The sequence below is a fragment of the Bacillus sp. PK5-006 genome, from assembly GCF_054161415.1.
The window spans coordinates 978,690-1,003,895 of sequence record NZ_CP096414.1 but is presented as its reverse complement, the minus strand read 5'-3'; the positions used below and the strand labels follow the sequence as shown (position 1 = coordinate 1,003,895).

The window sequence follows — 25,206 nt, the reverse complement described above, 5'->3', positions numbered from 1 at the left end:
TCACTGTTCTTATCGTAACCGTCATCTAAGTAGTATTTTATAGAATTATGATCATAAGTGCAAGCAGGTTTGTATACAATGGGAATGTACCCTAGACTAGGGTAAAGTAGAGGATATTATTCGTGTGGAGATCGGTTATGACGGTTGGAGCCTGCATCCTGTGAACGTTCTTCTCTCACAAAATCGAAGCTTCGCAGAACTGCTTCTCCTCCGTAACCTGAAATAATGGATAAGATGATCAAGTGCAGACTAGATTCGGGATTTGAGGATAAGACAAGCAGTGTAGCGGCAATCATCCCAACGAGCCAATCTTCAATAAACCCTAAGTAAATAAACTTTTTTGTCATTCTGGGCTTCTCTAGCCTGCCTTTTTTCTTTACGTGACCGAGAATGCCCATGACCCCTCCAATGGCGCAAGCAATAATGACTTGTTGCAGCATTTTCATCACCTTCCTAAAGCCCTTAGAATAGTAAAGCGACTTCAGGCTGTCCAGCCCCCTGTAATGCCATTCTGCTGTTCCGTCATAATCCATGTAAAAGGTCTATTCTCTCTAACGAAGAAAAAAAGCTTGTTTCTTCCATTATATGTGAATGACCTAAAAACAATCTTGATGCATTGGAATCATTTTCACCTAATCCATATTAACTATTTTTGTCATTTTATGAATGATGAGTAATTGATTCCTTCTTTTTCTAATGAAAAGTCTCCTTACTTACTCTATTCTAATGGAGGACAAACTATGATGACAAATTTAACAAAGCGTTTGCAATCGTTGAAACAGAACATATGTTATGTTACGTTTAAAAGGATTCATTTGGTTGAAAAGACAACCATTTGATATGTCTTATAGCAGCAAAGGAGGGTAATATGGTCAGCTCGAACATTTTCGGCTTTCAAAAACAGCTTGAACTCATCAAAAAAGCGCTGGATCATGCGCGGATCGGTGTTGTCATTACAGACCCTTCCTTAGAGGATAACCCTATCGTTTATGTGAATCACGGCTTTACACAAATGACTGGATACAAACCAGATGAGATTCTTGGTCGTAATTGTCGATTCCTTCAAGGAAAAGACACGGATCAAAAGCAGCTTGCTTTAATTCGTCATGGAATTCAAAACAAAACACCTATTACCACACAGCTAAAAAATTATAAAAAAGACGGCACTTTTTTTTGGAATGAACTCAATATAGATCCTCTATACATTGAACAAGATGACAAAACATTTTTCATTGGTTTTCAAAAGGATATTACGAAACAGAAAGAATATGAACAGCTCCTAGAAGATTCCTTACAGGAAGTCACCTCTCTTTCGACGCCAATCGTCCCAATCAAAAATGGTGTATCTGCTCTTCCGCTTATCGGAAAATTATCTGAAGAACGCTTTGATGCCATTGTCGCTAAGTTAACCTGTATATTAGATGATTCAAAGGATGATTATTTAATTGTCGACCTTTCTGGTTTAATCGAGGTCGATGATTCCGTCGCAGCACGTATTTTCAAACTGCATCATCTTCTCAATCTAACTGGAACCGAACTGATCATCACTGGGATTAAGCCGCAGCTTGCGCTGAAAATGAAAGACCTGGATACAGATTTCCAGAATACGATCACTTATTTGACAGTAAAAGAAGCCATAAAAGGATTACCATTAGCTGAAAACCCTGTGTAAACAGGGTTTTTTTAATTGAACCGCTCCCCAAAATGGAAAAATGAGGTATGATAGGTGTAAATAGCAATTTAGGGGGGCTGTTAGATATGTTTTTACTCATATTAGGTCTTTTATGTGTTTGTTTTGCCATCGGGTATGCTGTCAATTTCTTCTTACTCAAACGCAAGAACGAGCTGATTTTTTCAAAGAAACTTTTTTATCCTTTTTTGATCATTGGTCTCTTCTTTTCCATTATGTCATTACCGCTTACTGCTGGAAATGCGCCAAAGGCACAAGCCGATCCATCTTCCGAACAGCTGTTAAAGGATCAAAAGGAACTCTCATCTGACATTTCGCGCTTAAAAGCTGATAAAGAGTCGCTTACCTCCTCTTTAGAAGAAACGGAGAAGGAAAAAGAAAAGCTGGAAAAAAAGCTAGAAACCATCACCTCAGAAAAAGAAACGGTCAAGCAGCAAGAGAAGACCATTCAATCGCTTGAAGAGAAAATAGACAAGATCACCTCCAGCAATGAAACACTCAAACAAGAAATCAAGAATAGCAGCAGCGATACGAAGTCTTCCACCGTCCAGCGCTCCGCACCTAAAGATGAAGGAAAAAGCACAGGCGGTCATGAATCACAAAAGGAAACAAAAAAAGAATCGGCTGCCTGTAACATTAAAGGGAGTGTCAATGGTATTTACCACACACCAAGCAGCAGATACTACTCTAGAACAAAGAATGTAACCAAAATGTTCTGCTCAGTAGAAGAAGCAGAGCGTGCCGGATACAGGGCACCTAAGCAATAGCAATGTTTAATTAAGATAAAAAAGAACCTCCTGAGCGCCCAATCGGGTTTACAGGAGGTTCTTTTTTAGATTTCTCTTCTTAAAGCTGCTAATACATTCGTTTTTGTTGCCTTACGTGCCGGGTTAAGCCCTGAAATGATCGCTACCCCTGCGCTGATCACTGTCGCTGTAATGACAAGGCTGAGTGGAATATAGGAAAAAGTAATCGAGAATTGATCGCTTGATCCTCCCTCAGACATGGACGACAAAATGGCTGGGATGATTAAATTAACGGCGAAACTAATCAAATATGAGATGATAATACCGATGATTGATCCGATGACTCCAATATAAGCACTTTCCATTAGGAACATCCGCTTGATAATGGATGGATTCGCGCCAATGGCTTTCATAATCCCAATCTCTTGTGTTCGCTCTGTTACCGCCATGGTCATCGTATTGAAAATTCCGATGGCAGAAATAATGACTGCAATACATCCGACAAAAATGAGTCCAATTTTGAAGACCGTAAAGAACATATCCATTCCTTCAAGCTGGTTCGTCACAGAGATAACTTGATAGCCCTCATCTGTCAGTTTATTCGTGAGCGTACCGACATTGTCGAATTTATCTGCATAAACAGAAGTCATTTTCTCGACATTTCCTGCTTCAGGAGACAGGTCGAGTATTTGACCAAATTCTTTTTCATAAGCATTCGGAATCAGAATTTTATGATCCTCCTGCCACTCCAAATTCGGCTTTTTCAAAACACCTACTACACGGAAATCAAATGTTTTTTCTTTAACGACTTCCCCTTCTTCATTTAGTTTTGGCACTTTGATTTGAATCACTTTATTTAAAATATCCTTCGTGTAGCCTTTTGGCTCCTTCGGTGTTTCTTCCCCATTTGACGTCTGGTTTAATTCTTTTTCATAGGCTTCGCGTTCTTTTTTTGTCCACAGTTGCTGCGCCATATGATACCCAACCACAATTTCGTTCGCTGATGTTGGGACTTTTCCTCGGTCTAGCTCAAGCCCTGCTTCTTTTTCCTCTTTCATATCAGTCAAAGCAGCCTGCGTTTCACTTGAACGGTTATCGAGCTCGACGTTAACCGATGGATTGATTGCCGTTCTTGAGACGACAGATTTCACATGATCATATTTCTTTAAATCATCAATCTTAACGTCTCCTTTTTCTTTTCCTAACACTTTAATTTCAGTGATGATTTGCTGTTTCATAATTTCATCTTGAGCTGATTTTTGCAAACCAAAACCGACAGACGCTAGAACGATTAAGAAAGAGCATGCCATTGTCGTCGCAAGAATGGTCATAAACACACGCAATCTATTTTTCTTCATATTTCTTCTAATGAATTTGACCTGATCTCTAAATTTCAATGGATTGTTCCCCTTTCTTTAATACACCGTCGTGAAGCTGGAACGTTGTGTCTGCGATTGAAGCGACTTCATCGTCATGTGTAATGATGACAAATGTAATTCCTTTTTCGCGATTGAGCTGCTGGATAAAGGCTAAAATTTCTCCTTCAGTTTCTGAATCCAGACTCCCAGTTGGTTCATCCGCTAAAATAATAGATGGATTTAAAATCAAGGCTCTTGCAATACTCACACGCTGCTGCTGTCCGCCTGACAGCTCATTTGGGTAATGTCCTGCGTGATGTTCAAGTCCTACTCGCTTCAGCATTTCTTTTACTTTCGCCTTTCGTTCAGACGGCTTCACACCTTTTAAAGTAAGCGGAAGTTCAACATTCTCATACGTTGTTAAGCTCCCGATCAACTGAAAGCTTTGAAAGATAAAGCCAAAGTGATCTAAGCGAAAGTCTGCCCATTCTTTTTCATTAAAGCCGGTCACATCGGTGCCATCAATGACAATTTTTCCGCTCGTTGGCGTAATATAGCCTGATATTAAGTTTAATAAAGTCGATTTCCCCGAACCACTTCGTCCAACAATACAAGCAATATCGCCTCTTTTGATGGACAGGTCAATCCCTTTCAGTACAGGAATTTCATTTTCCCTGCCCTTTTTACCAATTTTAAATACATGATCTAATGCTTGAATCTGAATCATCTCTACTCCCCTGCTCTCTGTTTATCTTTTTCTATAGATTAAAAAATAACTCGTTAAAGCGCCTACGACTCCACCGATGAGCATACCAACGATATAACCAAATATGGAATTATCTGAAGAAAAACCAAACCATCCAAACCCTAGAACACCGAAGACAATGACCATAATCTGAATAGGTCTATCCATACTTGAGTAAAGGAAGAAGCGGCCATTTCTTTCAATTGGATGTTTTATAAAGCTAAACAAACCAATCAGGTAAAATATGACCATCATGACAAGTGGAATGATGAATGCTTCACCATTAAACCAATGCTGATATTCTTGTTGAAAAATGTCATTTGTAATATAAGTAATTGGTGAAATAGGCGATATCAAATAATTGAGGCTCGTATCTATCCACCTCTCACTTGTTCTAAAGATAAAATCTAAATGAACGATCGGAAGTCCAATTAACAAAAATGGTAGAATGGACGTACTGAATCCAACGATTGTTTGGGATATAGCACTTCCTGTTAATGTACCTGCTGCAAAAAATAAACTGTAGATCATCAAAGCTGACAACAGTGCATAAAAATAACGACTGTTGAACTCAGGTGTTTCTATTGGATGAAGGCCTAATTTGAGTAAATAAATGATAAGATATGAGACAACATGAACGCCTGCGATGATGCCAGCACCTAAGAAAAACTTGGTATGAAAGATAGCACTTCTGCTAAATGGCAAGGATAATGTAAAGTCCATCTGCCCTTTATTTCTCTCAAATCCTAGCTGAACCACAGCAAAAAATATTCCCATTAACCATGATAGTGAGAGAAATGCATCCTTCTTAAACAGATAAGTGAATGTTGTTGAATCCAGTATACAGTCTGGATTTTTCAAACAATCTTGAAAGGTTGAGTAATCCATTAAGAGGGATAATGGCGTCGCAAAGACCGCAACAAGCATCACTAAAATGAATGTCAGCTCAGATTGCTTCCACTCCTTATATAATAATTGCCGCTTTACCATCTGCGTTTCCCTCCAAACTTCGCAATGAATACTTCTTCTAAATTCACAGGCAGTTCATGCCATACTTTTGGCTTCAGTGACTTCAAGTACTCTTTAGCTTCTTCGTCGGTTTTTAGAACAAGCGCTGTATAGAAAACGCCCGCTTGATCCAAAATCGCAACGCCATTTTTTCGAATACTTAAGTTCATATCTTCTTCAAAGGCCATTTGGATTTTGACATAGTCATTCTTTAATTCATCTAAATCCATGACACTTGTGAGTTCATTTCCTTCTAAAAATCCAATTCGATTACACATACGCTCAATGTCCTCTAAGCGGTGAGATGTAATTAAAATCGTTGTTTGTCGTTCTGCCACCTCGTCAATCATCAGCTGAAGAACGTCATTTCTTGTGACGGCATCAATACCATCAGTCGGCTCATCTAATAAAATGACCGCTGGTTTGATGGCAAAGCTTAAAATTAATGACAGCTGTTTCTTTAACCCTGTCGACAATTCACGATACTTCACTTTTTCCGGAATTTCATAGCGGTTCACAAGCTCATTGGCATAGGTCACGTCAAACTTTGGATATATATGCTTTAACAGCTGGACAAGTTGTCCGTAATTGTATCTGTCAAAGTAAGGATTCACGACTGGCATGAATACAATATTTTGCTTTACTAAAGGGTGGTCTTTCACCAGTACGTCTTTAAAATAAATCTCTCCTTCATCCGGAAGAAGAATTTGCTGAATCAATCTGAGAAGTGTTGTTTTCCCAGAGCCATTCCGGCCAAGCAGACCGAAGATCTCACCTTCGCCTATTTTGAAGGAAACGTCGCTGAGTACTTCGCGTCCATTTAATTTCTTCGATACATTTCTGACCTCAATCAACTTGTTTTCCTCCTTTTAGACTTGAGCCGATCTCTTCCAGCCATTCCTTGAGCTGATGAATATCAATACCAGCATGATGAGCTTCTATGATGAGTTGTCTTAACTGTTCTTTCATCTCGAGCACCTTCCCTTCATTCAGCTTTAACTGAGCACCTTCTGTTACATACGTACCGCGGCCCCGCAGAGTTTCAATAATCCCTTCCCGCTCCAGCTCTTTATACGCTTTGCTGACGGTGTTTGGGTTGGCAATAATAATGGTGGCGAGCTCTCTGACAGAGGGCAGTTTGTCACCTGGCTTCATCACGCCTTTTAAACATAAAATTTTGAGCTGCTCAATGATTTGTTCATATATTGGCGCAGCGCTTCTTGGATCTATTTGAATCATGATGACTCCCTCTTTCCTCATTCATGCTTTTGCAGTCCTATCGCTTGATCATGTCCTTGCATTAAAGGAACTGAATTGGGTATCAAATCTTTTTGAACTTCAAAACCAATGAAAACAAGAACGAAAAAAAATGTACATGCTAACGCAACAGCCAGCACCATCCACTTCAAATTGATTGGCTTTTTTTCTTTTTTCATGGTTGAACACCTTTCTTCACTTTTTAAGTGTCTGTAGTGTATTAGTTGATGTAGTACACTTAATACAATAAAGACACCCGGTATAAAAGTCAATAGCTTATTAAAAAATAAAAAACAGACCCTTAAAAGAAGGATCTGTTCATCATTCATTATCGTAGGAAATCCCTAAAATCATTTGATTTTGCAAGCTCTGAATTTGAACACGCGCCCTGTCTAACCGTTCTCTTTGCTGGTCATTGGCGACATCTTTTAATTTTTCTAATTCGTTGACCGTATTCTCAAGCATGAGCTGTGCTTTTGAAAACTCTTCCTCATTATAATGTTCCTGACGTGAGCTCAAATCAAATTGTTCATTTGCAAACTCAAGGGTTTCCGTACTTTTTTGGATAAATTCATCGATCGACTGCCTTGTTGCCATCTTACATTCCCTCCATTTCATCATCGCTCCCGCCTATTTTGCCCATGTAACGCTTTTTCACTAAAGAAAATGTTGGACAGATTCAATTGTCCTCCTTCGTGATTTTTGTTAAACTTTAAGGATGCCTATTATTATGCAAGGAGGTTACTGACTTGGATCAGCATAACCCTTTTTTATATTCAAACAGCGAAAAACGTTATCACACGTGGAACTACCATTTGCGTGAACACTTTGGTCATAAAGTATTTAAAGTAGCCTTAGACGGCGGCTTTGACTGCCCAAACCGGGATGGTACTGTAGCCCACGGCGGCTGTACATTTTGCAGTGCCGCTGGATCTGGTGATTTTGCAGGAAACCGGGCTGATGATCTCATCACACAATTTAACGAAATCAAAGACCGGATGCATACAAAATGGAAAGACGGAAAATACATGGCGTATTTCCAGGCGTATACAAACACACACGCTCCGCTACCTGTCCTAAAAGAAAAATATGAAACCGTCATGAATCTGCATGGTGTCGTAGGTCTATCCATTGCAACAAGACCTGACTGTCTGCCGGATGACGTAGTGGAGTATTTAGCCGAATTAAACGAACGCACTTACCTGTGGGTAGAGCTTGGTCTTCAAACGGTACACGAACGGACAGCTATGCTCATCAACCGTGCTCATGATTATGAATGCTACGTTGAAGGTGTAGAAAAACTGAGAAAACACGGAATTCGTGTCTGCTCACATATCATCAATGGATTGCCTCTTGAAAATCGGGACATGATGATGGAAACAGCAAAAGCTGTTGCGGATTTAGATGTGCAGGGAATTAAAATTCATTTGCTTCACCTTTTAAAAGGGACTCCAATGGTCAAGCAATATGAAAAAGGAAAGCTTGAGTTTTTAAGCCAGGAGGAATATGTTCAGCTTGTTTGTGATCAGCTGGAGATTCTGCCGCCAGAAATGATAATTCACCGTATTACAGGCGACGGCCCAATTGAATTAATGGTTGGTCCAATGTGGAGTGTTAATAAGTGGGAAGTACTCAATGCCATTAATGCCGAGCTCGAAAGACGTAACAGCTACCAAGGGAAACGTTTCGTCAGATTGGAAGAAGCAGCCAAATGATTTTGAAACGCATGCTTCCTTTTAGTAAAGAGCTGTTAGAACGCGCTTGTCAAAAAGGCGACATCGTTATAGATGCAACAATGGGCAACGGCCACGATACACTCTATTTAGCTGACCTTGTAGGAACTGATGGACAAGTGTTTGCATTCGACGTGCAAGAGGAAGCCTTGCAGCAGACAAGCAAAAGGCTTGGCGATCAATATCCTTACGTTCACCTCATCCATGATGGGCATGAAAAACTGGCGGATCATCTTCCGAAGGATGCTTATGGACAAATAGCCGGTGCAGTGTTTAACCTTGGGTATCTGCCCGGAGGCGATAAAGCCGTCACCACTCAGGCTCATACAACCATTGAAGCCATCAAGCAGCTCCTCGAATGGCTCAAACCCGGAGGTCTGATCGTCCTTGTGATCTACCACGGACATCCCGAAGGAAAAAGAGAAAAAGAAGTGCTTCTCGACTATTGCAGATCACTGCCTCATGAAGAAGTACAAGTTTTATCATATCAATACATGAATATTCAAAACGACCCGCCTTTTGTGGTCGCTATTGAAAAAAAGCTAAAATGATGTGCATTTTAGCTTTTTTTCTTCTTTTCAGCGTGATAGAAAACCTTTGCAGCCCTAGGAAGGGCAAGCACCGGAACGGAGCGAATTTGACATTCGTGAGTACCGGCGCGCAGACCTGACACTGAATGCGAGGGTTTGTCTACATGCTAAAGCTCAAATCCTAAAGGATTTGAGCTTTTTTATGATGATTTCATCCAAGGCATTTTCTGATAGGTCCGATAGGCTCTTCCGTTAATATAGAAAAAGAACGATGTTTTCCCGCTTGATTTGATCAGCCGCTTTGCCAGCTTGTTCATCTCTTTTTGGGCTGTCACTTTTTCATCAGACAAATAGACCGCCAGTAATCCTCTGTTAATCAATTTGTGAAAGTTTTCATGCGGAATACCTTTCAGCTGCTCATCCGCTTTTTCGATAAAATGCTGAAGTCTATTCATCATCTCATGATGAGAATCATAGTATGAGCAAAAGTTCAGATCTCCCCCAAGCCGGTCCTCTTCTTGGTCTATTAAATAATCGAGTAAAATGTGCAGACCTTGAATATAAGGGAAATAGCTTTCGTAAATTTGCTTCGCCTGCTTTTCTGTAAAATCAGGCTGCAGCGCATACGCCACAAGACAGAATATTCCTAACGTTGATCCCGCACAAGCTGAAAACTCATACCATTCCATCTTCGGCAAATCCTTTTCATATTGACGGAACCACGACTCTAATCTTGGCACACGTTCATGAGGAACGACGTGCTTATGTACTTGCAGGTCACTATAGTAATCACACAGCGTGTGTAAATATGGCTGAATGATCGAATAATGCCGAACGCGCGTAAGCACGTCTTGACATGTGCGGACAAGCGCATGTAAATATCCATGATCCTCTTGATCATCACGGAATTGATAGTATGGCTTGAGCTCAGCATGAATATCAAGCGCATCTCTCATCGCTTGATGCAGCATATGAAAATCCTTAGGATCAAGCGACGTGCTGCGGTCACATAGGTTATCTAAGTAGTCACTGATGGTTTGATACGCCACAATGAATTCAATGCACGTTTCTTTCTCTTCGCCTGCTAGAAGAGATAAAATGCCTCCGCCTTCACAGTGAAACGTTTTACTCGATATGCTCGCTAGTGCCTGCGTTCTCAGTTCTTCATTTTCAATCATTTCTGCATGAGCCCGCCACTTTTTCAGCTCCTGATGAACAAGCGGAAAAATATCTTTGTACACCTTTGTCATCAGTGCAAAAGGACGCTCTGGTACTGACAAATCACTCCACCCCCAACTTAAAGCTCACAATCAAATATATTGATCTGTAAAGGCTCTTGCCGCCTTAAACACATCTTCTCTTTCTGGTTCATTAAAAATTTCGTGATACAGCTCTTCCCATTCACGGTATGATTTATTGGTTGATTCTATGCCATTGAACCATTTAATCACCCTCGTTTTATCGACGATCTTATCATCTCCCGCCTGCATTAAAAGGAGCGGGATCGATTTAAAGACATTCGTCGGCTGCATCGCCGCATCGATATTTTTGATCAGCTCTCTATACCAGCGAACCGACACCTTTGTCACGTATAGAGAGTCATTTGAGTCTGCCTCAATGACCGCCTGATTTCGTGTCGCTAGTTCAATCGACAGACCTGACTCCACTTTAAAAGACGGTGCCAGCACATTTAGACCTTTTGACGCAAAATCCATCAGCTTCTTCGGTTTAAATTGCAGACCTAAACAAGGTGATGATAAAATAAGGCCATTCAACTTCGTATGGGTATACTGCTTCATCCACTCAATTGAAATGAGTCCACCCATACTGTGTCCAAGTAAAAAAGTAGGAAGTCTGAATGATTTCGCATGTTCGATCCATTCATCGACTGTATCAATGTATTCTTGAAACGAACGAATGTGGCCTCGCGCACGTGTCGATGTGCCTTGTCCAGGCAAGTCACCCATGACGACGTGATAGCCTGCATTCCGCCACATTTCAATCAGCCATTTATATCGGCCGTGATATTCACTCGCACCATGTACAATGACAATTGTACCAACTGGTCTTTCAGCATGCCAAGTCCACAAAGTAAACACCTCACAAATGTTGTATTAAGAAAGGAAGTCGAAAAAGTGATTTATCCATATCATCAGTTTACACCTGAGATTCATGAATCGGTCTTTGTCGCAGATAACGCCACCATTACCGGTGATGTCACAATTGGAGAATATTCGAGCGTGTGGTTTCAAACCGTCATCAGAGGCGATGTTGCACCTGTGAGAATTGGAAAGAACGTCAATATTCAAGATTTATCGTGCCTGCATCAAAGTCCTGGAAAAACACTTCTTATTGAAGATGGTGCTACCATTGGACACCAGGTCACATTACATAGCTCAATCATTCGAAAAAATGCCCTCATTGGCATGGGGTCTATCATTCTCGATGGTGCGGAGATTGGCGAAGGCGCCTTTATCGGTGCAGGAAGTCTTGTCCCTCAAGGAAAGGTCATCCCAAAAGGATCACTCGCTTTTGGCCGTCCAGCCAAAGTCGTTCGGCTGTTAACAGATGAAGATATCCAAGACATGGACCGAATCCGCAGAGAATATGTAGAAAAAGGACAATACTATCGTTCCCTTTTATCTCGTTAACATCATACGTGTATCTTCACTTTATCATGTTTTTTTCAGGATATTAAGCAATAACTATGAACCGCTAGTTATTTTACCCTTTTCCACCCCTTTCTATCATGACAAAAAAGGTTTTCAGCACAAAGCTGAAAACCTTTTTTCATTAACTGAAGATGACTTCTTTCGGTTGATGATTCAATTGCTCTGGATCAATACTGCGCTCGACATAAATGCTGTGCCAAATCATAAAGATCAGGACAGTCCAAATCTTACGGCTATGATCTGCTTTACCAGCACAATGTTCATTTAATAAATCAAGCACATACGCTTTATTAATATATTCGTCAGTTTGACTGTTTTTAATGATGTCTTTCGCCCAAGCGTTCATCTCATTTTTCAGCCAATGACGAATTGGAACAGGGAAGCCCAGCTTCTTGCGGTTTAACACATGGTCAGGCACAATGCCTTCTGCTGCTTTACGCAATAAATATTTCGTTGTGCCATCTTTTGTTTTCAGCTCTTCTGGAATTTTAGAAGCCGCTTCAAATACGACCTTATCAAGGAAAGGAACACGAAGCTCAAGAGAATTCGCCATTGTCATCTTATCTGCTTTTAGTAAGATGTCCCCGCGCATCCACGTATGAATATCAACATATTGCATTTTGTTAATATCACTGTAGCCTGCACTTTCCTCGAAGTATGTCTTCGTCACATCACGATACGTAATGTTCGGATCATACTGCTTTAAGAGGTTTTTCTTTACTGGCTCTTCAAAGATTTTCGCATTACCGATATAACGCTCCTCTAATGGTGTACAGCCGCGGACGATAAAGCTTTTTCCTTTCATTCCTTCTGGCATTAAGCGCGCCAGACGAAGAAGAAGCTTTTTCAGCATAGATGGTACAGATTCAAATGGTTTAAGAGAAAGCGGCTCACGGTAAATATTATATCCACCGAACAGCTCGTCTGCTCCCTCACCAGAAAGAACAACCGTCACTTGTTTCTTCGCTTCCTTTGCCACGAAGTACAATGGAATCGCCGCCGGATCAGCTAAAGGATCATCTAAATGCCAAACAATTTTCGGAAGCTCATTCATATATTCCTCAGGAGAAATCACGGCGCTGAAGTTTTGTAAGCCAAGCTTATCAGCCGTTTCCTTCGCTACATCAACTTCACTAAAGCCATCCTGCTGGAAGCCAACAGAAAACGTCTTCAGCTCAGGATGAAATTCCTTTGCGACAGATACGATGAAAGAAGAATCGATACCACCTGATAGGAATGAACCAACAGGTACATCACTTCTCATATGAATTTTCACAGAATCATAGATTGCATCGCGGACTTCTTCAATCAGTTTTTGTTCTTGTGTTTGCTCAGGCTTGAATTGAACTTTCCAGTAAGTCTTAAATTCAATCTCCTGTCCTGGGCGTAAAGTAAACTGATGGCCCGGCTCTACTTTGTGCACCTTTTGATCAAGTGTATTTGGCTCAGGTACGAACTGGAATGACATATATTGCTGTAAGGATGTCTCATCAAATAAAATGTTCTCGCTTACTGCCATCAAGCTTTTGCGTTCAGACGCAAAGTACACTTGCTCATCCATTTGTGTAAAATAAAGCGGTTTGATGCCAAAAGGATCTCTTGCGCCATATAATAATTGCGCTTCCTTATCCCAAATTAAAAATGCAAACATGCCGCGAAGCTTTGAAGCCGCTTCTTCTTTATAATGACGGTATGTGGCAAGAAGTACTTCCGTATCAGAATCTGTGCTGAACGTATAGCCTTTTTTCACAAGCTCTTCCTTCAGCTCCACATAGTTATAAATTTCTCCGTTGAAAATAATCCAATACTTTTCATCTTCATAAGAAAGCGGCTGCTTTCCGTGCTCAACATCTATAATACTTAAACGTCTAAATCCAAATCCTACATGCTCATCATGAAAGTAACCCTCATCATCCGGACCACGATGAACGATGAGACGGTTCATTTGTTTAATTAGCTCTTCCTGTTCAGTAGTTTCGGACAATGGACGGTGATTAAATACACCAACAAACCCACACATATTATTGCCTCCACGTTATGTTATTTCTTAAAAGTAGACCTATAATTAGACAGTATTTTGTCCGATTTTGTTTCACATTTTTTCGCTTTTTGCAGATTTTTTTTTAATCAAAAGGAAAACCGCTTAAAATAAGCGGTTTTTTATGTTGTTATTGTCCCAATGCTTCTTTGCGAAGTGTATCGGCTTTATCCGTTTTTTCCCACGGAAGATCTAAGTCGTGACGGCCGAAATGCCCGTATGCAGCTGTTTGTTTGTAGATCGGACGGCGCAGGTCAAGCATTTTAATAATGCCAGCTGGACGAAGATCAAAGTTTGCACGAACCACTTCAATTAATTTTTCTTCTGAAGCTTTTCCTGTTCCGAATGTATCAATTGAAATCGATACAGGCTGTGCAACCCCAATTGCATAAGCAAGCTGTACTTCACAAGAATCTGCAAGGCCGGCAGCTACGATGTTTTTCGCTACGTAACGTGCAGCGTATGCCGCAGAACGGTCAACCTTCGTTGCATCCTTACCTGAGAAAGCACCGCCGCCATGACGAGCGTATCCGCCATACGTATCAACGATGATTTTACGTCCAGTTAAACCAGCATCCCCTTGAGGTCCACCGATCACGAAACGGCCAGTTGGGTTAATAAAGTATTTTGTCTGTTCATCAATCAGTTCACTTGGAACGACAGGACTGATGACATGCTCTTTTAAGTCACTTTGAATTTGTTCAAGCGTCACTTCTGGTGCATGCTGCGTAGAAATAACCACTGTGTCAATACGAACTGGTTTGTTTTGCTCATCATATTCAACTGTAACTTGTGTTTTTCCGTCTGGACGAAGGTATGCAAGTGTTTCATTCTTGCGTACTTCTGTTAAACGGCGAGATAATTTATGCGCTAGTGAAATTGGCAGCGGCATGAGCTCTTCGGTTTCGTTATTGGCAAAACCAAACATCAATCCTTGGTCACCTGCACCAATCGCATCAATTTCTTCTTCAGTCATTGTTCCTTCACGTGCTTCAAGCGCTTTGTCTACACCTTGCGCAATATCAGCAGACTGTTCATCAATTGATGTAAGTACCGCACATGTTTCCGCATCAAAACCATATTTCGCACGTGTGTAGCCAATTTCCTTAATTGTGTCACGCACCGTCTTTGGAATATCGACATAAGTAGACGTTGTAATTTCACCGCTTACTAATACGAGACCGGTTGTAACAGAAGTTTCACAGGCAACACGTGCATTTGGATCTTTCTTTAAAATTTCATCCAAAATGCTGTCTGAAATTTGATCACAGATTTTATCCGGATGTCCTTCTGTCACTGATTCTGAAGTAAATAAACGACGATTTTGACTCATAATGGCTATTTCCTCCTGTACAAGACCACATCATCCCAAGATGAGGCCTCCAATATGATACGGAACTCGTTCCCTCTTATATTTGAAAACGTTTATATTAGAGATGTTATTGGCAATTTGTTCATATGATATCCCAAAAATAAAAAAACCATTTCCTTCATTGCGAGGAAAGGGTCTGAGATCGCATGCCTTTCACTCTTATCGCTCAAGGTGTTCTTGTACCTTGCATCAGGTTAGCACCTTGGTTTCTCAGCATTTTCATGCCTTTTTCATAAGAAACCGGTTGCTGGGCTTCATCGGGCCTGTCCCTCCACCAACTCGGGATAAGAGTATCCGTTCAATAAGATATCTTATCTTAAACCCTTGCGTCATGTCAATGCTTCATAAGAATTATCTCCCTCTTTTTTCTCCTCACCATTAGCATCACCAAAAAGCATATTTTCATAGCAGAAATGAAAAAACACACACAAAAATTTTTAAATAGTATAGACTATTATTATCAATGTGTTATACTAATCGAAACAAACAAATTCAACGGTAAAGGAAGGGTTTTTTTATGAACTCAGTGGATTTAAAAGAAGATTTGCAGTCATTGCTCTCATTAGAAAATACGCACCAAAATTTATCTGTTCCGAAACTTGTTGAAAAGATTTTGGCACGTAATGAAGGCGTTTTAACATCAACTGGAGCTGTCCGCGCTACAACTGGAGCCTATACAGGACGTTCGCCTAAAGATAAATTTATCGTCAAAGAAGAAAGCTCTGAACATAAAATCGATTGGGGTCAAGTAAACCAGCCGATCTCCAAAGAAGCATTTGACCGTTTATATACAAAGGTTGTGTCATACTTAAAAGAACGTGATGAACTATTCGTCTTTGAAGGGTTTGCAGGCGCTGATGAAAGATATCGTATGCCGATTACAGTTGTAAACGAATTCGCATGGCACAATCTTTTTGCCAAGCAGCTATTTATCAGACCTGACGGGTCAACACCTTCTTCAAACGAAAAACCTTTCACCATCTTATCTGCACCGCACTTTAAAGCAGATCCTGCAACAGATGGCACAAACTCTGAAACGTTTATCATCGTTTCTTTTGAAAAACGCACGATACTTATCGGTGGAACAGAATATGCAGGAGAAATGAAAAAGTCCATTTTCTCTGTGATGAACTACCTGCTTCCTGAGCAAGACATTTTATCCATGCACTGCTCAGCAAACGTAGGTCAAGAAGGCGATGTGGCCCTATTCTTCGGACTTTCAGGTACGGGGAAAACGACGCTTTCTGCAAGCGCAAGCCGCAAGCTGATCGGAGACGATGAACACGGCTGGTCTGGCACAGGGGTCTTCAATATCGAGGGCGGATGCTATGCGAAATGTGTGAACTTAAGTGAAGAAAAAGAACCGCAGATCTACAAAGCGATCAGCTTCGGATCAGTTCTTGAGAACGTTGTGCTTGATGAAGAAACACGTGAAGCGGATTATGATGATACCTTCTTTACTGAAAATACACGCGCTGCTTACCCAATCGAAATGATTGATAACATCGTGAAACCAAGTATCGCAGGACATCCATCTGCTATTGTCTTCTTAACAGCTGATGCGTTTGGCGTCTTACCTCCAATCAGCCGTTTAACAAAAGAGCAGGCAATGTACCATTTCTTGAGCGGGTACACAAGTAAATTAGCTGGAACTGAGCGAGGTGTCACATCACCAGAAACGACATTCTCTACTTGCTTCGGTTCACCATTCCTTCCGCTTCCAGCTCACGTCTATGCTGAAATGCTTGGCAAAAAGATTGATGAGCACGGTGCAAAAGTATTCCTTGTGAATACAGGCTGGACTGGCGGTGGCTATGGTACAGGCAAACGAATGAATCTCGCTCATACAAGAGCAATGGTGCAGGCAGCAATCGAAGGTGACCTTGACAATGCCGAGATGATCACTGATGACATCTTTGGATTACACATCCCGCTTCATATTCCTGGTGTACCAGATGAAGTGCTTCAACCTGCTAAGACATGGGATGACCAAGAGGCTTATCAAGAAAAAGCACACTTCCTTGCCAATGAATTTAAAAAGAACTTCCAAAAATTCAGCCACGCGGCAAGTGACATTGAAGCCAAAGGCGGACCACTCGTATAACCAAATGAAAAAAGCTGAGGAGATTCAATCCCTCAGCTTTTTTAGTTGGTTGAATGCAATGACACAAGACGGTACGTCACCTTCGTGACATTGTCTGTCAGCTCCAGCTTTTCAACATGTGCTGTCCCAGTTTTTTCTCCGTCTTTCGTTTTGCGCACCTCAAGTGGAATATTTAATGGATAAATGCGGTATCCATCCTTCATGAGTTCAAATACATTTTCTTCAATTCTTGTCTCTTTTCCCTTTGTGACAATCATTGTATTAAATTCAACAGGCATTCCCATAATGAAAATCCCCCTACTTTCTATATTCGTTATACTGCTTATTTTACCACATTTCCGCTTTTTCGGCTGTGCATCCATGTGGTCAGCCTTCTCACAATTTCTCGATTATGCTGCGGCGGGAAATAGTGGTTGTATCCGTGGAAATACCATGTCTCCACGGACTTTCCGTGCTGGCGCAGCGCATCTTCTAACAAATACGCATGCTCAATCGATACATTTTGATCTTCTTCTCCGTGGATGATAAGGACAGGTGCTTCAATTTTGTCCACATCATTTAAAGGGGTTCTGTTCTCATATGCCTCTGGCACCTTATGCGGCGGTCCGCCAATCACACGCTTCATCATCCGTCTCATATCCACACGCTCTTCATAAGTCAGTTTCATGTCACTGACGCCTCCCCATGTGACAAAGGAAGCCGCATCCTGTTTCATTTCAACAGCGGTCCAAATGCCCATAATACCGCCTCGCGAAAAACCAAAGATATGAATGCGGTCCTTCTTCACTTTTTTGTGCTGTTTTAACAGCTGAAAGGCAGCGAACGCATCTTTTCGATCTTCTCCGGCAAAATCTTCGTTCCCTTCGCCTCCTTGGTTTCCTCGGTAAAAGGGAGCAAAGACGACAAAGCCCTGCGCGGCAAATTGCACAATCCGGCCTGGTCTGACCATCCCCACATTTTTAATGCCGCCTCGTAAATACAAAAAGCCGTCGTAGAGACCTTCTCCGGCCGGTTCAGCGAGCAGCCCTTTCATCCGAAGTCCATCTGCCTCATAGGTCACTGTATATAAGTGAATATGCGGATGGGGCGACGGAAACCTTCTTTTTTCCACAATCACTCGATTTCTCTCCTTTTCATCTTTGAATACGTCCATTGCTTCAGCATCGCTTCTGCGACAAGCTGGCCTGATTTTGTCACCATCGGCGTGCCGCCGCCTGGATGACTTGTTCCTCCAACAAACCAAAGTCCTTCAATATCTTTTGACTGATTATTGATGCGAAAGAACGCCTGTTTGAACGAGTTTGAAGACATGCCATAAATGGCTCCGCGATATGCCCCCGTTTTCTGCTGCAGATCGAGCGGGGTTTGAACCGCTTCATATTCAATAAGCTCATCCAAATCAAAAAGACCTTTTTCCATTAATTTGTTTTTTACATGCTGACGATATGTCTCCTTTAGCATGTCCCAATCTTGCTCATTTGTCACATAAGGTGCATTGGCCAGTACAAACAGATTGCTTCTTCCCGGTCCTCCGCTTAAAGCTGGTTCTGAATGACCTGAATAGCATATGTAAAGCGTCGGATCTTGAGGCAGTTGTTTTTTCTGAAAAATATCCTTGAATTCTTGCTCATAATCCTCAGGGAAAAACACATTGTGATGAGCCAGCTGTTCATAGACTTTAGGTACTCCTAATAAGAGAACAAAGCCCGACAACGACGGTTCAATGCCAGACAATTTTTGATTTAAAAAACGAGGACGGTCTTTTTCATCTATGAGATGACGGTATACAGTCAGCGCATCTGCTCCTGCAATGACTTGATCTGCCTCATACATCTGCTGATCCGTCTCCACTCCTTTGATCCGCCGATCCTTCACATGAATCTTGTTCACTTGTTCATTGAGATAAATCTGAACGCCTAATTCTTTTGCCAGCGTCTCAAATGCCTCAACTAAACGATATGTACCGCCCTGTATTCCATAAATCCCTTTCTCTCCTTCTAAATATGCCATCATATTAAAAATAGCCGGCGCCTCGTAGGGAGAAGAGCCAATATAAGTGGCATACCGTCCAAACATCGCCAATGTATGGGGATGACGGAAATATTGACGCAGCAGGCGCTGAACCGATGTGAATGGTTTGACAGCAAGAAGTGCTTTCATCAGCTTTACATCCGCCTTATCCTTCCAGCTCAATAACAAACGATTTAAAAACTGCTCCTCTGCCTTTTGAAAAAGCGTCTTTGATTCCTGTAAAAATGCGCGATATTGCTTCGCATCTTCAGGACTGAATGCAGCAATTTGTGATTCCATTTGCTCAATATTCGGCGTAAACTCGACCGTATGTCCATCTGGAAAAATATTTTTGGTCAGCGGAGAAATCGGATAAAAGGTCACATAATCCTCCATCCGTCTATGACAGGATGTAAACACTTCTTCAAAATAGGCCTTCATTGTAATGGTGCTCGGTCCTAAATCAAAAGAGTAGCCTGCCTCGTGATGGCGTTGCAATTTCCCCCCTAAAGCCGCTTCTTTTTCTAAAATGGTGACCTGAACCCCGCGTGACTGTAGACGGATCGCGGCTGATAATCCGCCAAGTCCGCCGCCGATGATGATCACTTTTTTCATTCGTACCTTCTCCCTTTCCATTCATACCCTTCTTTTTTGAGACCGATTTTCATAGAAGCAAAGCCAATGGCGATCAGGCTTAAAATACTGACCGGCAATAAAAAAGCCATCGCAGATGTCCGCCCATTTTCAGTATCAATTGCTGCTTTAATCGATACACCCAGCCCATAGCAAAGAATGGCTAAGCATATGCTCAAAACATCCAGCTGAAACAATGCGATCATGAAACAAATGACAGGAACCAAATAAAGGAGGGTGTATAAACAAAAGACACTGCTTAACAAAGCAATGCTTCGATTCACGCCCGGGAACAAATTTTTGCGGTAACCTTCCCAAACCTCTTGTCCACTTTCATACATTCTCATATACACAAATGGATGAATGCTTGCAAGTGTGAACGGAAAGCCTTTTTCCTTCACCCTTCTAGCCAAGGCCATATCATCAACGAGTGAATCCTTGATCGCTTCATGCCCGCCGATGTCGTGATAACAATTCTTTTCAATGGCAATAAAACCACCATGTGCTGCGGCAAAAGCGGGGTTCTTAGATTTTCTTACCCATTTCACTGGCAGATGACAGCCAATGGTAAACATCATCATAGGAACGACAAGATGCTCAAAAAATGTACCTGTTTTTTGTTCTGGAAAACCTGACAGCATGCCCGTTTTTTGCATACATAACTGCTTGTATACTGATTCAACTGCCCCTCTTTTTAACCGGACATCCGCATCTAAAAATAGCAGCCAGTCAGAAGCTGCTGCCTCAGCGAGCTGAGAGCAGGCATATGATTTACCAAGCCAGCCCCGCTTTAATGGCTGACCTGACTGGACACGGATCCACTGGTATTTTTCTGCGAACCGCTCCACCATCGCTCTTGTCTGATCTGTCGAATGGTCATCAAGGATGATGAGCTCTTTCGGATAAAAGCGTTGATCAACGATCGACTGAAGACAGGCTTCTATTCGTTTTTCCTCATTTCTCGCTGGAATCAGAATTGATAATGAAATAGGTTCACCCGGCGAAAAGGGTGCTGGCTTTAAAACAGGAAGCTGCTTCATATTCCATATGGTGAAAATAAACTGACAGAGCAAGAGTACACTGATTACGGTTAAGAAGACCGCCATGTTTTCACCCACTTTTTAAAGGAATCAAACGCATCACTTGTTGATTGACTTGTCCTCGTCATCTGTCTAAATTCTTGATTAGTTGAAAAATCAGGATCTGCGATGACCTGTGCTTGATGTGCATTTAGCTGCGTTTCAAGCAGATCTCTAAGCAGATGCGTCACGTCCTTGCTTCGAAGCTCTCCGCCAGATACTAAGGTATCTTCACCAAACACAGCAGATACTGTCGGTTTTTGAAATTGATTAAATGTATAATGCAAGGTCACAGGCTTCACGACAACTTGCTCAAATTGTCTCACTAAAAATGATGCCCCGCCCTCCAATTCAAGCGGCCGCATATCCTGATGCATGATTTTCCCCTGTGGAAAAAGCCATATAGCCCCGCCAGCCTGCATGTTCTCTTTTGCCGTCATTAATGCTTGCTTCACACTTTTCAGATTCTTTTTCTGAACCGGAAAGGCACCAAGCTTTCGGAAAAAGGCATATTGCTTCAGCTGTTTCTCCTCCATCATCATATAATGATCGAGTTCGGACGCTTTTTCTGTTAAAAGAAAGATGATCAGTCCATCCCACCATGAGCTATGATTGGCGAGATAAAGAACAGGCAGCTTCTCGTTTGGGTCCACAGCGCCTTTCATCATCACAGAGCGGAAATGTTTATGAAGTAAATACCGCTCAAGATAAAGAGAAAATATACGTCTAAACGATCGGCTTTTGTCGCTTTCTTTCAAATTGAACCCTTCCTTCACACAAAATAACAATGATCAGTGCTAAATAAAAAATGACATCGAGCCCGCCCTTTAATGCCAACACACCAAAAAAGAACACCATTGCCTGATAAATACGGCTCGTCCAGCTCAGAGCCTTTTGATCAATCTGAACAAGCGGGAAGAGAAAGGAAAGTCCTGCTCCAATCATACCCCAGCTCACAAAATTCTCAAAAGGAATACCATAAAAACCACCGCCGTCATACCACACCCAAAATTTCCGTTCAGCCGCTACTGGGTCTAATATGAGGTCAAGCAAGACAATCCATATCCCCGTTTCGACAGCTCGTTTCCATTTTGACTGCTGATTGGATAAAAAAAGGCTGTTTAAAAACACACCAACCCATGCAAAAGCAATGGTTAAAGGCACCCCTGCCACTAGAAAACCTAACGTCGGATAATAGTCATAGGCCCCGAAAGGAAAACCGGTTGTGATCCCTATCCATTCAACCGTAAATGTCAGCACCCCGACAATAGCTGCCCTTTTGATCACAAACCCCCATGAACCATAAATATTTCGCCCAATTTCTATCACACAGCAGGCATACAGCACAAGGAAAATGCCATTTGCAAACTGAAGCCATGCTGGCACTTCAAAAGAGACCATTAATATGAGTCCTACTAAATACCATCCAAGAAATACCCAACTCACTCTATACACGAAACCGCCCCTTTGTTTCTGCCAAATTCAAGAAAGTATTCATGCTTCTAGTATAGAAAAAAAGACACGTTCTATAAATAAACAATGCGCTTCTTATTTTCATCTAGGCACTCACCAAAAATCCCTTTTGACATACTTTAATTAGTGATCTAGAACAAAGGAGGCGAATTACTCTTGAATCGTTCCATCAAAGTCAGACTGGCATTCATCGTCGTTGTCCTGCTCTTTATTCCATTTGTCGCCTGTAAAAAAGAACAAGAGCAGACCGTACAAGTAGCCGAGGTGACCCATTCGGTTTTTTATGCTCCGCTATATGTTGCCTTATCTGAGGATTTCTTCAAAGAAGAAGGGCTAGAGGTTGAATTAAAAACGACTTGGGGCGGTGATAAAACGATGACAGCTCTCTTATCCGGCGGTGCAGATATCGCCCTGACCGGATCTGAATCCTCTATCTATGTAGAGGCTCAAGACACAAAAGACTCTGTCATCAACTTTGCACAGCTGACACAAACAGACGGTACATTTCTTGTTTCAAGGGAGAAAGTGAGCGAATTCTCTTGGGATCAATTAAAAGGAAAAGACTTTCTTGGACAGCGGAAAGGCGGCATGCCGCAAATGGTCGGTGAATATGTCCTGAAAAAGGAAGGCATTGATGTAAAAAAGGATCTCCGCATGATTCAAAATATTGATTTTGCCAACATTTCAGGTGCTTTCTCCTCTGGAACTGGCGATTTTGTGCAGTTATTCGAACCGACAGCATCCTTAATTGAAAAAGAAGGCAAAGGGTACATTACCGCCTCCTTTGGAGAGGCTTCCGGAAAGGTGCCGTATACCACCTTCATGGCAAAGAAGAGTTACTTAGAGGAAAACAAAGAAACAGCTGAAGCCTTCACTCGCGCCATTTACAAAGCGCAGAAATGGGTAGAAGCCAAGCAGCCGGAGGAGATTGCCAAAACCATTCAATCTCATTTTCCTGACACAGAACTTGATGTTTTATCAACTGCCATTAAACGCTACAAACAGCAGGACTCCTATGCAACAGATCCCCTTCTGAATGAAGAGGAATGGAACAAATTGCAGGAAATCATGAAGGAGAGCGATGAATTGCCGAAATTTATCCCGTACAAACAACTTGTCAATTCATCCATTGCAAAGAAGGTCACAGAACATAAATAGAATAGGAGGTAGCACATGTCTTTCCTTCAAATTGACCATGTGACCCACACGTACTTCTCTTTAAAAGAAAAAACAACGGCCATACAGCATATCAATATGGAGATAGACCAAGGAGAATTTATCTCATTTATTGGTCCCAGCGGCTGCGGAAAAACCACCCTGCTGTCTATCATTGCAGGAATAACGCCGCCCTCTGAAGGCCGAATTTTAATCGAAGGAAAAGAACCGAATCAAAAAGAGCATCAAATCGGATACATGCTCCAGCAAGATTATTTGTTTCCTTGGAAAACCATCAAGGAAAATATCATTCTCGGGTTAAAAATCACCAAGCAAGATTCACATGAAGCCACCTCCGCCGCTCTTGGCTTACTGCCTAAGCTTGGCCTTCATGATGTAGAGGAAAAATACCCGAAGGAGCTGTCAGGCGGTATGAGGCAGCGTGCGGCTCTCGCCCGAACGCTTGCAGTGAATCCCGGTCTGCTTTTACTAGATGAACCCTTTTCAGCTCTAGACTATCAAACCAAACTCACTTTAGAGGATCTCGTCTTTCATACACTCAAAAACTATCAAAAAACAGCGGTCCTTGTGACACATGACATTGGCGAAGCCATTGCGATGAGTGACCGCATTTTCTTATTCTCTAAGCATCCTGGCTCAATCAAGAGAATTTTTACCGTTCCAGATGAACTGAGGACTCTTTCTCCTTTCGATGCAAGACAGACCCAGAGTTTCCAAGAGCTCTTTCAAACGATTTGGAAGGAGCTGAAAACAGTTGAAACACAGTGACCTTTTACATGAAGCCTATCGCAAAAAATACCGAATGGAAAAACGCATGACCCGAATCTATCAGTTCATTATTTTCGCCAGCTTCTTTTCGCTTTGGGAGCTTGCCAGTCATTTTCGTCTTATCGATCCACTGATATTTAGTTCACCATCAGCAGTCTGCCAATTATTTGTACAAAAAATATCCGATGGGTCTTTAATGAATCATATGAGTATTACATTATTTGAAACGGTGCTCGGATTTCTACTTGGTACCTTTTGCGGTATTTTGCTCGCTGCCGCCTTATGGTGGTCTACCCGCCTGGCAAACGTTCTTGATCCTTATTTAGTCATTTTAAATGCCATGCCAAAAGTTGCCCTCGCTCCGATTTTAATTGTTGCCCTTGGGCCTGGCATGATCAGCATCGTTGCCATGGGCGCAATCATTAGTGTGATCATTACGACGATCGTCATATATACAGCCTTTCAAGAGGTCGATGAGAATTATTTAAAGGTGATGAAAACCTTTGGTGCGAAAAAAAGCGTCGTCTTTCGCGAGGTCATTTTGCCAGCTAGTATTCCAACGATGATTTCTGCCATCAAGGTCAATGTCGGCCTTTCTTGGGTTGGGGTTATTGTAGGGGAATTTCTTGTTTCCTCAAAAGGGCTCGGCTACATGATCATTTACGGCTTTCAAGTCTTCAACTTTACACTCGTGTTCTTAAGTCTTTTCATTATTGCCGTGTTTGCGACCATCATGTACCAGCTTGTGGAATGGCTCGAACGCCGTTTTCTTCAAAAATAAAAAGGCACAGGGATTGGGGACTGACCCCCGTTT

The 25,206-nt window shown here is 41.8% G+C and carries 27 protein-coding genes, 1 riboswitch and 1 other annotated feature (1 of these 29 cut by a window edge); of the genes, 9 read left to right on the top strand and 18 right to left on the bottom strand.

From position 1 onward, the window contains the following. Positions 1-13, bottom strand: a binding site (T-box leader) (it extends 209 nt beyond the left edge of the window). Positions 14-116: 103 nt separating this feature from the next. Then, positions 117-446: a DUF4257 domain-containing protein gene (locus M1D84_RS05200; RefSeq protein WP_008343006.1), complete on the bottom strand. Its 330-nt coding sequence runs from the start codon at positions 444-446 to the stop codon at positions 117-119. Between the two features lie 422 nt (positions 447-868). Here M1D84_RS05200 and M1D84_RS05195 point away from each other — a divergent pair, with 422 nt between their 5' ends. Next, positions 869-1,672: a PAS domain-containing protein gene (locus M1D84_RS05195; RefSeq protein WP_133744330.1), complete on the top strand. Its 804-nt coding sequence runs from the start codon at positions 869-871 to the stop codon at positions 1,670-1,672. 86 nt (positions 1,673-1,758) lie between these two features. After that, entirely contained in the window at positions 1,759-2,457 is a 699-nt protein-coding gene (locus tag M1D84_RS05190; RefSeq protein ID WP_024424895.1) for a sunset domain-containing protein, read from the top strand. A 65-nt stretch (positions 2,458-2,522) separates the two neighbouring features. Here the strand turns inward: M1D84_RS05190 and M1D84_RS05185 are convergent, their stop codons facing one another. The 7 genes from M1D84_RS05185 to M1D84_RS05155 all read right to left on the bottom strand — a co-directional run bounded on the left by M1D84_RS05185 (position 2,523) and on the right by M1D84_RS05155 (position 7,401). Beyond that, the gene (locus M1D84_RS05185; protein ID WP_024424896.1) at positions 2,523-3,833 is read right to left on the bottom strand and encodes an ABC transporter permease; all 1,311 of its coding nucleotides are present in this window, start codon (positions 3,831-3,833) and stop codon (positions 2,523-2,525) included. Beyond that, a complete protein-coding gene (locus M1D84_RS05180; protein ID WP_024424897.1) occupies positions 3,823-4,521 on the bottom strand; it encodes an ABC transporter ATP-binding protein in 699 nt (232 codons plus the stop codon). The genes M1D84_RS05185 and M1D84_RS05180 overlap by 11 nt, the downstream gene beginning before the upstream one ends. 21 nt (positions 4,522-4,542) lie before the next feature. Next, on the bottom strand, positions 4,543-5,529 hold the full coding sequence (locus M1D84_RS05175) for an ABC transporter permease subunit (RefSeq protein ID WP_044332338.1): 987 nt from the start codon (positions 5,527-5,529) through the stop codon (positions 4,543-4,545). Next, on the bottom strand, positions 5,523-6,401 hold the full coding sequence (locus M1D84_RS05170; RefSeq protein ID WP_024424899.1) for an ATP-binding cassette domain-containing protein: 879 nt from the start codon (positions 6,399-6,401) through the stop codon (positions 5,523-5,525). Before M1D84_RS05170 ends, M1D84_RS05175 begins: the two co-directional genes overlap by 7 nt. Then, positions 6,394-6,786, bottom strand: a complete 393-nt coding sequence (locus M1D84_RS05165) for a GntR family transcriptional regulator (RefSeq protein ID WP_024424900.1) — start codon at positions 6,784-6,786, stop codon at positions 6,394-6,396. The genes M1D84_RS05170 and M1D84_RS05165 overlap by 8 nt, the downstream gene beginning before the upstream one ends. A 17-nt stretch (positions 6,787-6,803) precedes the next feature. Continuing rightward, the gene (locus tag M1D84_RS05160) at positions 6,804-6,983 is read right to left on the bottom strand and encodes a hypothetical protein (RefSeq protein ID WP_024424901.1); all 180 of its coding nucleotides are present in this window, start codon (positions 6,981-6,983) and stop codon (positions 6,804-6,806) included. A 142-nt stretch (positions 6,984-7,125) separates the two neighbouring features. Then, positions 7,126-7,401, bottom strand: coding sequence for a YtzC family protein (locus M1D84_RS05155; RefSeq protein WP_024424902.1), 276 nt, complete (start codon positions 7,399-7,401; stop codon positions 7,126-7,128). A 152-nt stretch (positions 7,402-7,553) separates the two neighbouring features. Here M1D84_RS05155 and M1D84_RS05150 point away from each other — a divergent pair, with 152 nt between their 5' ends. Then, positions 7,554-8,519 carry a TIGR01212 family radical SAM protein gene (locus tag M1D84_RS05150; protein WP_024424903.1) on the top strand — a complete coding sequence of 322 codons (966 nt, stop codon included), beginning with the start codon at positions 7,554-7,556 and terminating at the stop codon, positions 8,517-8,519. Further along, a complete protein-coding gene (locus tag M1D84_RS05145) occupies positions 8,516-9,088 on the top strand; it encodes a tRNA (mnm(5)s(2)U34)-methyltransferase (protein WP_024424904.1) in 573 nt (190 codons plus the stop codon). Before M1D84_RS05150 ends, M1D84_RS05145 begins: the two co-directional genes overlap by 4 nt. 179 nt (positions 9,089-9,267) lie before the next feature. On the opposite strand, the gene M1D84_RS05140 is transcribed toward M1D84_RS05145, so the two are convergent. Together M1D84_RS05140 and M1D84_RS05135 are read right to left on the bottom strand one after the other, a co-directional pair. Then, positions 9,268-10,347, bottom strand: a complete 1,080-nt coding sequence (locus M1D84_RS05140; protein ID WP_332285489.1) for a tetraprenyl-beta-curcumene synthase family protein — start codon at positions 10,345-10,347, stop codon at positions 9,268-9,270. A 30-nt stretch (positions 10,348-10,377) separates the two neighbouring features. Further along, a complete protein-coding gene (locus M1D84_RS05135; RefSeq protein ID WP_024424906.1) occupies positions 10,378-11,157 on the bottom strand; it encodes an alpha/beta hydrolase in 780 nt (259 codons plus the stop codon). A 45-nt stretch (positions 11,158-11,202) separates the two neighbouring features. Between M1D84_RS05135 and M1D84_RS05130 the strand changes: the two genes are divergently transcribed. Further along, complete coding sequence (locus M1D84_RS05130; RefSeq protein WP_024426216.1) at positions 11,203-11,718, top strand: gamma carbonic anhydrase; 516 nt, start codon at positions 11,203-11,205, stop codon at positions 11,716-11,718. 142 nt (positions 11,719-11,860) lie between these two features. Here the strand turns inward: M1D84_RS05130 and asnB are convergent, their stop codons facing one another. Continuing rightward, positions 11,861-13,759: an asparagine synthase (glutamine-hydrolyzing) gene (gene asnB / locus M1D84_RS05125; protein WP_024424908.1), complete on the bottom strand. Its 1,899-nt coding sequence runs from the start codon at positions 13,757-13,759 to the stop codon at positions 11,861-11,863. A 148-nt stretch (positions 13,760-13,907) separates the two neighbouring features. Further along, positions 13,908-15,110, bottom strand: a complete 1,203-nt coding sequence (gene metK, locus M1D84_RS05120; protein WP_024424909.1) for a methionine adenosyltransferase — start codon at positions 15,108-15,110, stop codon at positions 13,908-13,910. A gap of 195 nt (positions 15,111-15,305) precedes the next feature. Next, positions 15,306-15,440: riboswitch (SAM riboswitch) on the bottom strand. A 226-nt stretch (positions 15,441-15,666) separates the two neighbouring features. On the opposite strand from metK, the gene pckA reads away from it, so the two are divergent. Continuing rightward, the gene (gene pckA, locus M1D84_RS05115) at positions 15,667-17,253 is read left to right on the top strand and encodes a phosphoenolpyruvate carboxykinase (ATP) (protein WP_024424910.1); all 1,587 of its coding nucleotides are present in this window, start codon (positions 15,667-15,669) and stop codon (positions 17,251-17,253) included. Positions 17,254-17,294: 41 nt separating this feature from the next. Here the strand turns inward: pckA and M1D84_RS05110 are convergent, their stop codons facing one another. Genes M1D84_RS05110 through M1D84_RS05085 form a run of 6 tightly spaced genes read right to left on the bottom strand, consistent with a single transcriptional unit; the run spans position 17,295 to position 22,430 of the window. Next, a complete protein-coding gene (locus M1D84_RS05110; protein WP_025092385.1) occupies positions 17,295-17,537 on the bottom strand; it encodes a DUF2584 domain-containing protein in 243 nt (80 codons plus the stop codon). Between the two features lie 38 nt (positions 17,538-17,575). Next, entirely contained in the window at positions 17,576-18,370 is a 795-nt protein-coding gene (locus tag M1D84_RS05105) for an alpha/beta hydrolase family protein (protein WP_332285493.1), read from the bottom strand. Beyond that, on the bottom strand, positions 18,367-19,878 hold the full coding sequence (locus M1D84_RS05100) for a phytoene desaturase family protein (protein ID WP_185853786.1): 1,512 nt from the start codon (positions 19,876-19,878) through the stop codon (positions 18,367-18,369). Before M1D84_RS05100 ends, M1D84_RS05105 begins: the two co-directional genes overlap by 4 nt. Then, positions 19,875-21,002: a glycosyltransferase family 2 protein gene (locus tag M1D84_RS05095; RefSeq protein ID WP_332285495.1), complete on the bottom strand. Its 1,128-nt coding sequence runs from the start codon at positions 21,000-21,002 to the stop codon at positions 19,875-19,877. Before M1D84_RS05095 ends, M1D84_RS05100 begins: the two co-directional genes overlap by 4 nt. Beyond that, the gene (locus M1D84_RS05090; protein WP_332285496.1) at positions 20,987-21,733 is read right to left on the bottom strand and encodes a lysophospholipid acyltransferase family protein; all 747 of its coding nucleotides are present in this window, start codon (positions 21,731-21,733) and stop codon (positions 20,987-20,989) included. Before M1D84_RS05090 ends, M1D84_RS05095 begins: the two co-directional genes overlap by 16 nt. After that, complete coding sequence (locus M1D84_RS05085; RefSeq protein ID WP_212051420.1) at positions 21,702-22,430, bottom strand: carotenoid biosynthesis protein; 729 nt, start codon at positions 22,428-22,430, stop codon at positions 21,702-21,704. Before M1D84_RS05085 ends, M1D84_RS05090 begins: the two co-directional genes overlap by 32 nt. 174 nt (positions 22,431-22,604) lie before the next feature. Here M1D84_RS05085 and M1D84_RS05080 point away from each other — a divergent pair, with 174 nt between their 5' ends. Genes M1D84_RS05080 through M1D84_RS05070 form a run of 3 tightly spaced genes read left to right on the top strand, consistent with a single transcriptional unit; the run spans position 22,605 to position 25,173 of the window. After that, complete coding sequence (locus M1D84_RS05080; RefSeq protein WP_024426224.1) at positions 22,605-23,606, top strand: ABC transporter substrate-binding protein; 1,002 nt, start codon at positions 22,605-22,607, stop codon at positions 23,604-23,606. Between the two features lie 15 nt (positions 23,607-23,621). Continuing rightward, on the top strand, positions 23,622-24,392 hold the full coding sequence (locus M1D84_RS05075) for an ABC transporter ATP-binding protein (protein WP_024426225.1): 771 nt from the start codon (positions 23,622-23,624) through the stop codon (positions 24,390-24,392). Positions 24,393-24,426: 34 nt separating this feature from the next. After that, complete coding sequence (locus tag M1D84_RS05070; protein ID WP_370880888.1) at positions 24,427-25,173, top strand: ABC transporter permease; 747 nt, start codon at positions 24,427-24,429, stop codon at positions 25,171-25,173. Positions 25,174-25,206 lie beyond the last annotated feature (33 nt).